Here is a 12788-nt window from a genome sequence, read left to right on the forward strand (position 1 = left end):
AGTAGGCTCTAGCTAATGATGATGATAAAAGTACCTGCCAAGGTCATCAATATATTGGCTATCGCATAAGTGCCCGCATAACCCAAAGCCGGAATGGTTGAGCGAGCGTGGTCGTTTACGATGTCCATTGCCGGAGCACAGGTTCGCGCACCAATGATCGCACCAAACAGCAGCGCTCGGTTCATCTTCAACACATAAGCACCAACCAAGTAAGCGAAGAATACCGGCAGCACACTCACCACCAGAGCAATACCAATGACCTGTGGCCCAACTTGGGTTAAGTGCTCAAATATCTTACCACCGGCGCTTAAGCCGATACCGACCATAAAGAACATCAAACCGAGGTCTTTGACCATGTTTAACGCCCCCTGAGGTACGTAACCGAAAGTAGGGTGGTTCGCTCGTAAGAAGCCCAGCATGATGCCTGATAGAAGAAGGCCAACCGCGTTACCTAGTCCAAACGACACCTGACCGAATGTCATAGTGATCAAACCAAACAAAATACCCAGAATGAAGAAGCTACAGAAAGCCATCAAATCCGCCATTTGGCTATGGATTGAGATGAAACCAATTTTCTCTGCTAGGCCGTGAACACGACTCTTTTCGCCACTTACCTGTAGGACATCACCCTTTGAAAGCACGATGTTTAAGTCCATCGGCATTTCAATCTGAGCTCTTACTACGCGGTTCAGGAAACAACCATATTCAGACAGGTTTAAGTCTGATAGGCGCTTACCTGCGATGCTGTCACTTTTAACGACGATCTCTTCTTCCACGATACGTAGATCGAGAAGGTTACGGTCGAAAACCTCTTTACCGTTACGGAAGCTCGGGTCAAGACGTGCGTGGCTGTCAGGGAAACCTACCAATGCGATTTCGTCACCTTCTTGCAGAATTGCATCACCATCTGGGTGGGCAAGAATGCCATTACGACGAATACGCTCGATGTAACACCCCGTTTGGCGATAGATACCTAGTTCACGCAGGTTCTTACCGTCAGTCCAAGAGATAAGCTCTGGTCCCACACGGTAAGCACGAATGATAGGAAGGTAAACCTTACGCTGACCAGAAGCACCTAAACCACGTTCTTGAGCTATCTGCTCTGCCGAGTCGTGTAGGTTTACTTTCTGTAGTTTTGGAATCAGGCGGGCAAACATGATCATGCTGATTAAGCCTACCAAGTAAGCCATAGCGTAACCGACCGAAAGGTTTTCAATAATCAGGCTCAAGTCCATGTTTCTTGGCACTTCAGCAAGCCCAGAATTAAGAGCGTCTTGCGCACCTACCAAGATAGGTGTTGCTGTCAGCGCACCTGCCATCATGCCGGCAGATAACCCGAAGCCTAGGCCAAGGTAGTGACTGCTGAAATAGGTTAGGGCAATCGCGGTAGAAAGTACTACAAGGCTCAGAATGAGGTAGTGCTTACCGTCTCTGAAAAAGATACCGAAGAAGTTTGGACCCGCTTCAATGCCAACACAGTAGATAAACAGCATGAAGCCAATGGTGAGTGCATCTGCGTTAAAAGAAAAGCCAAGATGTCCCATAACGAGGGAAGTAATCAGAACACCGATTGAATTGCCGAGTTGGAGACTACCGAAACGAATTTTACCAATGGCTAATCCAATCGATAAAACAACAAAGATGAGGAGAATGGGGTTTTGTTCTAACAGAAAAACAACGTCGATATTCACAGTGGTCGCTCAATAATTGGCGTGAAACACAGGGTAAGTTTGAGAGGTGAATTGTATCTAAATATAAATAAATTATAAGCGATATTTTGCTATTTTACTTGATTTTGACCTTATTCTTATTCCGTACGAAAACTGGTCATAAAAAATGTATGGTCCGCCCCGTTATTGCAACTACAATTAAGTAATAACGGAGTTGGTTTGCGCTAATGTATTCGGAGTCCTTGTTGGGAGCACTAGCTTCCCAGCTCCACGATGATATCCGCGCCAGATTATCCTTAAAAAGCCCAAAGCATTGATTGCTATTTTTTGTGTCAGGTTCTTAATCTGGCCGATTGACCGTTTTTGTCATCACGTTCATTGACGTTGCAAACTTGGTTATAGCTAAACAGCCTTAAAAGCTTGGCGGTGGTATAACACCGCCCAAGCTATCCTCACTAGCTTGTTGGCTAATGCGACTACCACTACATTAAATGGTTTGGTGGCTCGTAGATTCACAAGCCACTCTCCAAACACTTTCCCTGTCGTCTCTAGTCTAGAGAGTACAGCCCTTGCCCCATGGACAAACAGAGTTCTGAGGTGTTTATTCCCTCGTTTACTCATACCAAGTAGCTTGGTCTTTCCTCCCGTTGAGAATTGCCTTGGCACAAGCCCCAACCAAGCCGCCATCTCACGGCCATTGGTAAAGTTACTCGGAGAGCTTACATCGGCAATACACAATGTGGAGGTAAGATCACCAATTCCAGGGATAGTTTTTAATAATTGAGCACTTTCGTTGTTATTAACAATAGTTTGAAGCTTGTTATCTTGAGTTTTGATTTGTTCATTAAGGTACTTGTAATGCTCGTGGATAGATATCAATTCACATAGCAAGCTTTTTGGTAATGAGACGGTTTGTTCTGCTAACCATTGAAACAAAGACTTCATCTTTGCATGCCCTTTGGGAAAGCTAAGGCCGAACTCAAGTAAGATCGCTCCGATCCGCGACATAGTGGCAGTTCTCTCCTTGATATAACTATCTCTGACTCGATGAATCGCTGCGATGACTTGAGCCTCTTCACTTTTTACAGCTACAAACCTCATGGTCGGTCGACCCGCAGCCTCTGCGATCGCTGAAGCATCGATGAAATCGTTTTTATTGCCTTTGACATAAGGCTTAACATACTGAGGGGGAATAAGTCGGGGTTGATGCCCAAACTCACTACATTTTCGAGCAAGCCAATGAGCACCGCCACAGGCTTCGAAAGCAATAGTTGTTGGTTCTATTTTACTAAGAAAGATTAAGAGTTGGTTACGATTAAATTTACGACGAAGCACCTCCACACCACAACGGTTATGTGCGATAGCATGGAAGCAATGTTTACCTAGGTCGATACCTAAAATATGAATAGAAGACATATGGTTCACCTCATTCTGAGAGCCTACTCTAAGCTTAAGGGCTTGAGAGTGAGGCGGACCATATAATTAAGCCCGCTACAGTGAGCGGGCTTCATATAAATCGTACAGTCTAACGCTAAAATTGGTCAGCTGTTTAAGGCTATAGCCTTAGATCTCTTAAGAGAAATCTTCGTTTAGTCGAAAAGACCTAGGTTCTCTTTTGCGTATGCTTCAAATTCTGTGCAGCCGCCGATGTGGTCTTGATCGATGAAGATTTGTGGAACTGTGTCTACTGGCTTACCTACTGTCTTCTCTAGGTCAGCTTTGCTGATGCCTTCAGCGTGAATGTCAACGTAACGGTAGTTGAAGTCATCACGTTTAGCTTTAAGAGTTTCAGCATGCTCTTTTGCACGAACACAGAATGGGCAAGCAGGGCGACCAAAAATAACTACAAACATTTAATTTCTCCTAAATACGGGATGAGGCTCGTTAACTCATTTATGTTAACTATTCTTTTATGAATGCCACTCAAAATTTCTTAAAACCAACTATGCCTCAATGCCATGGGGAAATAAAGATGGAATTGCCTCTTAATACAATAGGTTTTGCCTATCAGAGCAAATAATGGTCACAAAAAGGATCCGTGATGATTTCTGATGGGTATCTAAGTTGAGTACACATAATTTAAGAGTGTGAATTACCCCTAAGAATGGGACTTTAATCAATCTTTAATGCGACAAGTTGCACCTCGTCAAAAAACGTACTCATAGAACGAGGCATCTTAATACTGATGCGCGGGAAAGAAGCGAAAGTGAAAAGAGGTGGCATAGTGTAAAGGTATGGACAGCCACCATGTTCGATATTCTATATTAGCCATATGCCGTTTTCAGCATACTCTTACCCCCGCTATGAAATCTGCAGTTACAAAGGCAAGAAAAAACGAGCTAAAAAGTCTACATTCCAAAAACCAAGAGTTCGCAGTTTTGTTTGGTCATAGGCGCAGGAGGCACCATGTTTCAATTTATGACATCTACAAAGATCATCTTTGGTGATGGAGCACTTTCCGCTTCATTGTCTCTCTTTAACCAATACGGCTACAGCGTGCTATTGGTGACTGGCAATACATTAGAACGCACGTCAATTGTCACTGATTACCTCGATGCCCAGGGTATGCGCTATCAACACATCGCAGTTTCCGGCGAACCCAATATTAAAATGGTCGAAGAGGCGGCGATATCTGCCCGAAGATTCAAGCCGGATATGGTTGTCTCCATGGGAGGAGGTAGTGCGATCGATATGGGGAAAGCGCTAGCTGCTGTTTTACCTAACCAAGGCAACTTATACGACTATGTCGAAGTTGTCGGACGTAATGTTCCTCTTAAAACCAAACCGCTTCCATTCATCGCGATTCCTACCACGGCCAGCACAGGCGCAGAGGTGACTAAAAACGCGGTGCTTAAATCAGGGCAAGACCAAGTTAAGATCAGCCTTAGAAGTCCAGATATGTTGGCTGACGTTGCGATTGTCGATCCAACCTTAACTCATGGCACCAATCTATATTTGTCGGGACGTGGTGCGATGGATGCTTTTACTCATCTGATGGAGGCTTATGTTTGCGGTGAACCCAACCCGCTCACTGATATGATTTGTGAAGAGGGGCTGCGTAAGTTGAGTGGTTCTGCAGTTCAAGCGTGCGTTTATGATGAACCTCAAGCGCGCTCTGACTTGGCTTTCGCATCTATGCTGGGCGGGATGGCGATAACCAATGCCAAGCTTGGAGCAGCACATGGTTTAGCCTCTGCATTGGGTGGCAAAATCTCAGCGCCACACAGTGTGATTACTGCGCGCTTAGCACCGTTCGTGATGTTGGAAAACATTGCTGTTGCGAAAGAAGAGCAAAGAGCCGACATCTTAGCGCGCTACCAACGGATTGCTCAGATAGTGACAAATAACTCCGAGGCGAAAGAAGAGGAGGCGATAACTTGGCTATCTGAAGTGTTGGATACGTTAAAGCTTCCAAGCTTATTGGAATTTGGTGTCTGTGAAGCTCAATTTGATGAAGTGTCTACCGATGCGCTCAAATCTGTCGCGATAAAAGGAAATCCTTTGCCACTGAACCAAGACCGTTTAATTCATATTCTGCAGAAGGTTTGCGAGAAGTGTAATTGTGTTGAGAGCAGAGATGCTGGGGCTTTGAAGCACCAAGATGAAGAGTCAGCAATGGTCGAATCAAGCTTCACGATCATTAACTCTTACGCGTCCGAAAACAGCGTGGTAGAGAAAGGCAACAGTTGGACTATTTAACGGCTTTAGACCTGTTCGCTGCATAAAGTATTTAAAACAGATAAACAAAAACGGAGCACTAGGCTCCGTTTTTTAATCGCTATCTTTTGGTTCGTATCCTAAGGGCTCTTTGTATGAACCCTAGAAGGTTAGAACTGAGAGTATTTCTCGTAACGTGAATCACGAAGAGACTCTTTAACGCGCTTCAGGTTCTCTCTGAAACCTGAACCACGACGCAGCGTAAAGCCAGTCGCTAGCACATCAATAACCGTCATTTGAACAACGCGACTTGCCATTGGCATATAAACGTCTGTGTCTTCCGGTACATCCAATGAGATAGAAAGCGAGCTTGCTTTGTCTAGTGGAGAGTCTTTTGCTGTGATAGCGATAACTGTTGCACCGTTTTCACGGGCTAGGTTCGCAATCTCAACTTGGCTCTTAGTGCGACCCGTATGAGAGATAAGAACGATCACGTCGTTATCACTGCAGTTAATGCAGCTCATTCGTTGCATCACGATGTCTTCGAAACAAGTGATTGGGATATTAAAACGAATAAACTTGTTTTGAGCGTCTTTCGCTACGGCAGAAGAGGCTCCCAGTCCGAAGAATGAAATGCGTTTTGCTTGAGTCAGCAAGTCAACCGCACGGTTTACTTGCATCGCATCTAGACTGTTTTTAGCAACGTCTAGACATGCCATAGTCGATTCGAAGATCTTATGCGTATAAGCATCTGGACCATCGTCTTCTTCAACATTACGGTTCACGTAAGGTGTACCGTTCGCCAAGCTTTGAGCTAGGTGAAGTTTGAAGTCAGGGAAGCCCTTTGTGTCTAAACGACGACAGAAGCGGTTAACTGTAGGCTCACTTACGTCAGCCATCTTAGCTAAGGTAGCAATGCTAGAATGGATTGCAGTTTGAGGGGAAGCCATGATTACTTCGGCTACCTTACGCTCAGACTTGCTGAAATTTTCCAGGTTTTTTTGTATTTTTTCTAATGTATTCATAGTGTTCACAAGGGTATAGAGAACAACTTGCCAGTTAATATCTTTTACCAGGGGGTATGGCTGAAACAAATATCAATAATCACAAAACCAAACTTAAATTTAGTATCGTAAATACTGCTGCTTCAAATAGATATCAAGCTAACTAGCACCATAGAGTCAGTATAAACCCAACATACTATTTACTAATACAAAAACACGGCATGAATGCTTAAGAATATGACAAACCTCAACAAAATTTTAGAAAACTACAGAATTGGAAGAGGGTTTGAGCAAAAAGAATGCAAATTGAGTATGAACTGACAGCTTAGTTACATCAAAAAGAAAGAAATTTTCAATTTGATGCAACTAAAATTGAATGGCTATGCGTTGATTTGCGTAATCAACTTGGTAATTTTACCCATCAAGTTAGGCGCTAGTTTAGAGATTTCGCGTTGTTCTTCAAGCACTGAAGAAAGAATCTCATTACCCGTTAGTGGGTTAGCTAACACGACGCGGAAAACAATGATTGGCTGGTGTGCCCAAGCTTCAGGATTTAAACGAGTACGTGACACAAAAGACTTGCCGGTTTCACGCTGCTTCTTCTGAATAAACTTAGTCAGTTCGTTAAGTAACTCGTTCAGCTGTACGCGTTGTTCAGGCTCCGCTTTAAGCAGCGCAGCTTTAACTGATTCAGGAACATAGCGGTAAGTCAGCAGGCAAAGCTCTGGCTCTGATACCAGCTCAAAATCGCTTTGTTCTTTAATCAGGTCGGCGAAGTAACGTGCCTTGTTGATGCTTTGGTCGATCAACAGCTCATAACCTGGGCGGCTAATGATGTGCATAGCTGCATAAACCAACATCGCCATGCCTGAACGTGAACCTTCTAATGTATGGCTACCTAAGTCTTTAGAACCTTTACGCAGGATATATTGAGCATGATGTTCAATCGCTGTCATCGCATCTGGCTTCTTAAACAGAACCATGCCTGCACCCATAGGGATGTAAAGCTGTTTGTGCGCATCGATGGTGACAGAGTCAGCCAATTCGATACCATCAAGCAGATGACGATGATTGTTAGACATCAAGGTCGCACCGCCCCAAGCGGCATCCACATGGAAGTGACAATCTGATTCTGCGCACACTTCAGCAATATCTTTAAGTGGGTCGATATTGCCAGTTTCGGTTGTACCAGCCACACCGATCACGGCAAAAGGCTTAATCTTTTTCTGCTTAAGTTGTTCAATCTTAAGTCTTAGGTCGTCAGTGCAAATGCGGTTGTCGTTATCTGTTTTAACCGATACCAAACCTTCTTGACCAATGCCAAGCACATCAGCAGCTTTCTTAAGAGAGTAGTGACCACGTTCAGAAACTAAGATAGCGAGGCCTTCATAGTCGTAGTGCTTCATGGCTTTGAATAAGCCTTCTTTCTCTACACCTTTGAACGAACCTTGTGCTTTTAGTGCATTGTTACGTGCAACCCAAAGCGCCGTAATGTTCGCGATGGTACCGCCAGAACAAAACGCACCCAAAGAGTGGTTTGCACTGTGCATCCAACGAGAATAGAACTGGTCGTTATCTTGATAGATCAAGCGATGTAGCATGCCCAGAACTTGGCGTTCTAGGGGAGTGAAAGCTTTGGATGTCTCAATTTTTACTAGGTTCTGATTCAGCGCAATCATGATTTTAGAAAGCGGCATCAGGAAGTACGGCAACGCAGACGTCATGTGGCCAATAAAACTTGGCGAGGACGTATGTACCGAATGAGACACGAGCGAATCGAGGAGATGCTCAGTATGTTCAGAAACAAACTCAGGCTGCTCTGGAATATGAGCATTTGAAAAATCTTTCTCAATTTCACGCAGCGGCTTTTCTTCAGCCACAATATGTTCACGTAAGAATTGATTCAGGTTTCGTGAAAGTTTGTCTTCAATTTGAGTGAGTGTTGAATCTGGGCCTTCCGGTACCGTGAAGATACGTAGGAGACTGTCGAAGCTAACATCTGCTGTTTTTTGTTCCGTAACCATAGCAAGCGAGTTATTTTTCTAATATTGACGCGAGCGGGACAATCTAAACGAAAACGGGAACAATGTCCCGTCTTAATTATGAAATCCAACTTCTCAAAAAAGCATATTAAATGAGTGGTTATTTACACTTAATCGCTTCAAGTTTAGCAATCGACTGGTTGTAGCGTTGAAGCGCTGTGTCGATTTGCTTAGGGTGGCTAAGCAGTTCTGCAAACGCTGAGCGTAGCTCGTAGTTTTGAGCATGAGGCTTTGATTGACGGTCGTCAAACGTCGTTTTTGCTACTTTACCTAGTTCGTCATCGCGCTGTGAGAGCGTCTTAATATCGTGTTGCTCCAGCTGTAGCCAACCTTCAACAGGCTGCTCTGTAGCCACTTTGCTTGAGTCGTTTACTAGGTAGTAGTGAACGGCTGCACGATTTAGCTCAAAGTGGTGCTTACGACCTTCTAGGAACCACTCACTTACTTCTGTTAGCTCTGGGTATTGCTCAGAAGTTAATGCAGCAAGGTCAGTATACCAACCTAAAGAAGCGTCGATGTACGCATCATATTTTTTTGCTTGGCACTGGTTTGTCTCAGACATTGAATCTGCTGCAAAAGAGAAAGTAGAAGTTGTAGCTAGCAGTAATGCGACGCAAAGGCGTTTCATAGTGGTTCCTTTTGTAAGTTTATTCTTTTTATAACTTTGTCGTTACAGGTTACCGTGATCATTATTTGTTGAGCAATGACACTTAGTGTCTTTTTATTTCGGTAACTGTATCGGTGTCTTGGGCATTGGTATTCGAGATGCATTCTAATCTAAAACAAACGCTATTCCTGCGATCTAGTTAGCAAGAGATACAAAGAACAACATCAAAATAGGCACGAGCAGACTCAATATAAAGCCACTGACAATCGCGATAGGGACACATCGAACGCCACCTGTTGTTTGAATCACCGGTAAAGTGAAGTCCATTGCTGTCGCACCTGCATAGCCAATAGAGGTGCATGGATAGCTGCGGATAAGTACTGGGATCAGCACTAATGCTACTAACTCTCTCAAAAGCTCTAACATGAATGAAGCACCGCCATAAACAGGGCCGAACGCGTCACCCATTAAGATACCGGCGAGAGAATACCAGCCAAAACCAGAAGACATAGCTAAAGCTTTGAACAGTGGAATATCCAGTAGGTAAGCCGCGATAACGCCGCCTAACATTGAGGTGATGATGATTGTCACCGCGATGACCATGCCGTGTTTATTGAGCAAGATCTGTCGAAGTGTTAACCCGCTATTACGCAGTTGAATGCCAATAAAGAACAGCAGCACAAACAGAATCCATTCACTTGCCGTATCCACCCAGTCAAGGCCGATAGGCAGCACTAAACCAGCAATAAGACCAGAACCCACCACTAAAATCAGCTTGGCCGATTCCATCGCCATAGAAGAGAGGGGCAGTTTCTTTTTGCTGCTGTCTGTTTTGAGTGGCAGTAACTTATCAATCGCAGGAAGCGCCATTAGATTACAGACGCTTAAGCAGACAAAGAAAGTGACGGTATAAAGAAGGATTGTCTGCAGGTTGCTGCCGAGGTTATCGAGCGCTGCTAGGCTAAGGCCCATTAAGGCTAGAATCACGTAGATTAAACGCGATGTTGAGCGGTTGATAAATTCGAGCGTTTGAGCGTTTGAAATAGAAAACAGATACCCCACGACCAGTGGAGCAAATATAAAGATCATCCCTGTAAACATGCTTTCCCCATTGCATTTACTTCATATATAACGGTGACTTAGAAGCCGCTAGCGTTGATAACGTCGTTTAGCTTTGCATTAAAATCATGTTTACTCAAGTTGCTTAACTTATAAAGCACTTCTGCACCCGTCACGTTCAGTTCAACTTCGTGATCATCGATGTTCTCGTCCTTGTTTCTGAACATCAATAGGTGGTTAGCGATTCGTGCAATATCTAAGTAAGACACTTCACGTTCTTCTTGTTTGTTGATGGTGTTGCTGCACACGTCTATGAAGTCGCTGTCGAAGCCCCAACGATCAAGTACCAGCTTACTGGTTGCAGAACATTGGCCTTGGAAGATTTGCAGGGCAATGTCGTGATCTAGGTAGTTGCCGTTTTCAAGATAGAGGTGATATTCACTAACCAAACAGAACAAGCCGATGTCCGCGAGTAACCCTACAAGTAAAGACTTTTCATGTTCAAGGTAGCGGTATTCAATAGGGGAGAGCTCTTTAAAGCCGTTGGTCACCAAGACCATAGTGGCGCCCAGCTCTTTGGATACAGAAGCACTCTGAACCAACAGTTGATTACACTCTTTGCTCAGATTAACGGAATGTTTGAGCTGTTCAATCGCTTGAGCCGTCACGATGTCACGCACGCGCAATATGCCAAGACGTGATACCGCCGTCATAATATCGACACACGTAATGTTGCGTCGGTTAAAGACCACGGAATTCGCAACACGAATCACGATAGCGGTTAGGCCTGGGTCTTCGAGTAAGCACTCGGCAACTTCGGCAATCCCTGTGGATTCAAGGGTACACAGTTTTTGAATTTTAAGTACAACGTTGGGGATAGGAGGAAGTGTTATTTTTCCCGCTGAGATAGAATGTCCAACCAGTTGGGCAAACTCTGATTCTAGACCCTTTAAGAGAAGAGCCTTATTTTGTGGTAGCCAGAAAAACGATAAATGATTCATATAAAAAGTAAAAACATGTATGTCCTGCCATTTTACAAGCCGCGATGCTGCGAGGCAATACTCATCGGGCCACGTAAGCTTTAATAATTTGAACCGGTGTATCACCAAGCGTCAAAATTCAATCATAGTTTGATACTTTACTGTGATGTAAATCATGAAAAACCGGAATACACAATTGATTGATGTGAACTAAGTCCAGACTTATTTTTCTTTTCGAAGTATCATTTATTTAAAGGTGAAAAACGCAATCATAATATTCACCTAAAGAATAAAAAAATAGATTTAAAATTTTTCGCATAAAAAGCTGCTTGTCTGGTGATCAACCTAATCGGGGTAATTTGATTAAGGATCAACGGATATGACCGAGACAGCATTTATTAATTACGTGAATCAATTTGGTGAGCATCAAAAACGTTCTATGTTCGGAGGTATTGGCCTCTTTCAAAATGACGCTATGTTCGCTTTATTGAGTGAAGGTTGTTTATTCATTAGAGGTGGAAAGTCATTAGATAAAAAACTGACCGATCTTGATTGTGAAAAGTATCGTCATGTGAAAAAACAGACAACAGCAACCGTAAATTACTACGATATTACTGACCTGTTTACATGCGAACATCCTGAATTGGATAGTATTATTCGTACTTCAATCGATAATTCAATTCAGCAACGCAGCTTCAAGAAATCATCAGCAAGCCGTAGATTAAGAGATCTGCCAAACATGCAGCTTACACTAGAGCGCATGGTTAAGAAGGCTGGTGTGGATGATGTTTCAATGTTTATGCAGTTGGGCGCGCCTGAAGTGTTTAATAAGGTTCGCAAAGCGTACGGAAACGATGTTGACCTAAAACTACTTTGGAAATTTGCGGGCGCAATTGATGGTATTCACTGGAAACTATTACAAGAGCCACGCAAGCAGCAATTATTAAAGAGTTGCCACTAAAGAAGTCTTCCTTATATGCTTAAGATTACTGTTAATAAATAAAAACCGAGGAATGTTCCTCGGTTTTTTTGTTTCTGTCTTAGTCGTATTACTTAAAAGATTAAGTACTAAAAGACTAAGTGCTCATGGGAGCTGGCTCGTTAAGTCTTAGAACTTGAAACGAGTAGTGAACATTAGCTGGTCACCGTAGAAGTCGTTGATACGAGCTTCAGCACCGATAGAGAAAAGCTCTGTAGAGTGGAAACGTGCGTAAACAGAACCTGTCCAGTCATCGTTATCATCGATAGAAACGTAACCACCTTTACCACCAACTTCTAGTTGTGGACCAAGCCATTGGCGAACACCAACGTTGATTTCCATACCGATATCAGTAGAGCTTGAGTTTTCAGGCTGAACGATGCGCGCTAGCATTTCACCTGTTAGATCAGCCCAGTTGTTGATTGGAGCGTGGAAACCAAGACCTACAGCAGAGTCGTAATCGCCTTCAAATTCAGAATCGATACGCGCTACAGCGTGAGCATTCGGGTGGATTGACTTACTGAACGCACCACCAAATGTAACTGGGCTAGCACCGATACGTGCTTCGAAGTAATCGTAGCTGAAGTTGCTCATTACTTGTGGTTGTTCATCGACAGCTAGCGCTTGACTAGAAGCCAATAGCATAGCGGTAGTAAGTAGTATTTTGCGCATAACGACCGTAAACCTTTATTAGTGTTAATTCCTTTGGTTTGAGAAAAATCAGGCAAACCATAAACATTGAGACAGTTTAATCTAACTCACGGAAAAGTAATCCATTAAAATGTAAATC

The 12788-nt window shown here is 43.5% G+C and carries 11 protein-coding genes; 2 read left to right on the forward strand and 9 right to left on the reverse strand.

Annotated elements, in window-relative coordinates; translation table 11 throughout:
• Positions 1-8: 8 nt before the first annotated feature.
• The 3 genes from FLM53_RS14355 to FLM53_RS14365 form a co-directional block, all read right to left on the reverse strand.
• Positions 9-1691 carry an aspartate:alanine antiporter gene (locus FLM53_RS14355; protein WP_017630384.1) on the reverse strand — a complete coding sequence of 561 codons (1683 nt, stop codon included), beginning with the start codon at positions 1689-1691 and terminating at the stop codon, positions 9-11.
• A 381-nt stretch (positions 1692-2072) separates the two neighbouring features.
• Entirely contained in the window at positions 2073-3086 is a 1014-nt protein-coding gene (locus FLM53_RS14360) for an IS110 family transposase (protein ID WP_176679512.1), read from the reverse strand.
• A 173-nt stretch (positions 3087-3259) separates the two neighbouring features.
• Positions 3260-3523, reverse strand: a complete 264-nt coding sequence (locus tag FLM53_RS14365; RefSeq protein WP_009847069.1) for a GrxA family glutaredoxin — start codon at positions 3521-3523, stop codon at positions 3260-3262.
• Positions 3524-4076: 553 nt separating this feature from the next.
• Between FLM53_RS14365 and FLM53_RS14370 the strand changes: the two genes are divergently transcribed.
• Positions 4077-5369 (forward strand): iron-containing alcohol dehydrogenase, encoded by a 1293-nt coding sequence (locus FLM53_RS14370; RefSeq protein WP_176681527.1) that lies wholly within the window; start codon positions 4077-4079, stop codon positions 5367-5369.
• Positions 5370-5497: 128 nt separating this feature from the next.
• Here the strand turns inward: FLM53_RS14370 and FLM53_RS14375 are convergent, their stop codons facing one another.
• From FLM53_RS14375 to FLM53_RS14395, 5 genes are all read right to left on the reverse strand, one after another.
• Positions 5498-6352 carry a MurR/RpiR family transcriptional regulator gene (locus FLM53_RS14375; protein WP_004734686.1) on the reverse strand — a complete coding sequence of 285 codons (855 nt, stop codon included), beginning with the start codon at positions 6350-6352 and terminating at the stop codon, positions 5498-5500.
• A gap of 359 nt (positions 6353-6711) precedes the next feature.
• Complete coding sequence (gene panP / locus FLM53_RS14380) at positions 6712-8355, reverse strand: pyridoxal-dependent aspartate 1-decarboxylase PanP (protein ID WP_176681526.1); 1644 nt, start codon at positions 8353-8355, stop codon at positions 6712-6714.
• A 118-nt stretch (positions 8356-8473) separates the two neighbouring features.
• Positions 8474-9001: a hypothetical protein gene (locus FLM53_RS14385; RefSeq protein WP_146492362.1), complete on the reverse strand. Its 528-nt coding sequence runs from the start codon at positions 8999-9001 to the stop codon at positions 8474-8476.
• Positions 9002-9175: 174 nt separating this feature from the next.
• Positions 9176-10081, reverse strand: a complete 906-nt coding sequence (locus FLM53_RS14390) for a lysine exporter LysO family protein (protein ID WP_176681525.1) — start codon at positions 10079-10081, stop codon at positions 9176-9178.
• Between the two features lie 38 nt (positions 10082-10119).
• Positions 10120-11040 (reverse strand): HDOD domain-containing protein, encoded by a 921-nt coding sequence (locus tag FLM53_RS14395; RefSeq protein WP_176681524.1) that lies wholly within the window; start codon positions 11038-11040, stop codon positions 10120-10122.
• Positions 11041-11398: 358 nt separating this feature from the next.
• Between FLM53_RS14395 and FLM53_RS14400 the strand changes: the two genes are divergently transcribed.
• Positions 11399-11980, forward strand: coding sequence for a TfoX/Sxy family DNA transformation protein (locus tag FLM53_RS14400; RefSeq protein ID WP_019822603.1), 582 nt, complete (start codon positions 11399-11401; stop codon positions 11978-11980).
• Between the two features lie 147 nt (positions 11981-12127).
• Here the strand turns inward: FLM53_RS14400 and FLM53_RS14405 are convergent, their stop codons facing one another.
• Positions 12128-12670 carry a hypothetical protein gene (locus tag FLM53_RS14405; RefSeq protein ID WP_060467931.1) on the reverse strand — a complete coding sequence of 181 codons (543 nt, stop codon included), beginning with the start codon at positions 12668-12670 and terminating at the stop codon, positions 12128-12130.
• Positions 12671-12788: the final 118 nt, after the last annotated feature.

It is taken from the genome of Vibrio sp. Scap24 (assembly GCF_013394185.1).
Classification (GTDB): domain Bacteria; phylum Pseudomonadota; class Gammaproteobacteria; order Enterobacterales; family Vibrionaceae; genus Vibrio; species Vibrio pomeroyi.

Coding starts and splice junctions, on each gene's coding strand:
- FLM53_RS14390 (WP_176681525.1), bottom strand. CDS start 10,081: ATGTTTACAGGGATGATCTTTATATTTGCTCCACTGGTCGTGGGGTAT.
- FLM53_RS14395 (WP_176681524.1), bottom strand. CDS start 11,040: ATGAATCATTTATCGTTTTTCTGGCTACCACAAAATAAGGCTCTTCTC.
- FLM53_RS14360 (WP_176679512.1), bottom strand. CDS start 3,086: ATGTCTTCTATTCATATTTTAGGTATCGACCTAGGTAAACATTGCTTC.
- FLM53_RS14405 (WP_060467931.1), bottom strand. CDS start 12,670: ATGCGCAAAATACTACTTACTACCGCTATGCTATTGGCTTCTAGTCAA.
- panP (WP_176681526.1), bottom strand. CDS start 8,355: ATGGTTACGGAACAAAAAACAGCAGATGTTAGCTTCGACAGTCTCCTA.
- FLM53_RS14385 (WP_146492362.1), bottom strand. CDS start 9,001: ATGAAACGCCTTTGCGTCGCATTACTGCTAGCTACAACTTCTACTTTC.
- FLM53_RS14400 (WP_019822603.1), top strand. CDS start 11,399: ATGACCGAGACAGCATTTATTAATTACGTGAATCAATTTGGTGAGCAT.
- FLM53_RS14370 (WP_176681527.1), top strand. CDS start 4,077: ATGTTTCAATTTATGACATCTACAAAGATCATCTTTGGTGATGGAGCA.
- FLM53_RS14365 (WP_009847069.1), bottom strand. CDS start 3,523: ATGTTTGTAGTTATTTTTGGTCGCCCTGCTTGCCCATTCTGTGTTCGT.
- FLM53_RS14375 (WP_004734686.1), bottom strand. CDS start 6,352: ATGAATACATTAGAAAAAATACAAAAAAACCTGGAAAATTTCAGCAAG.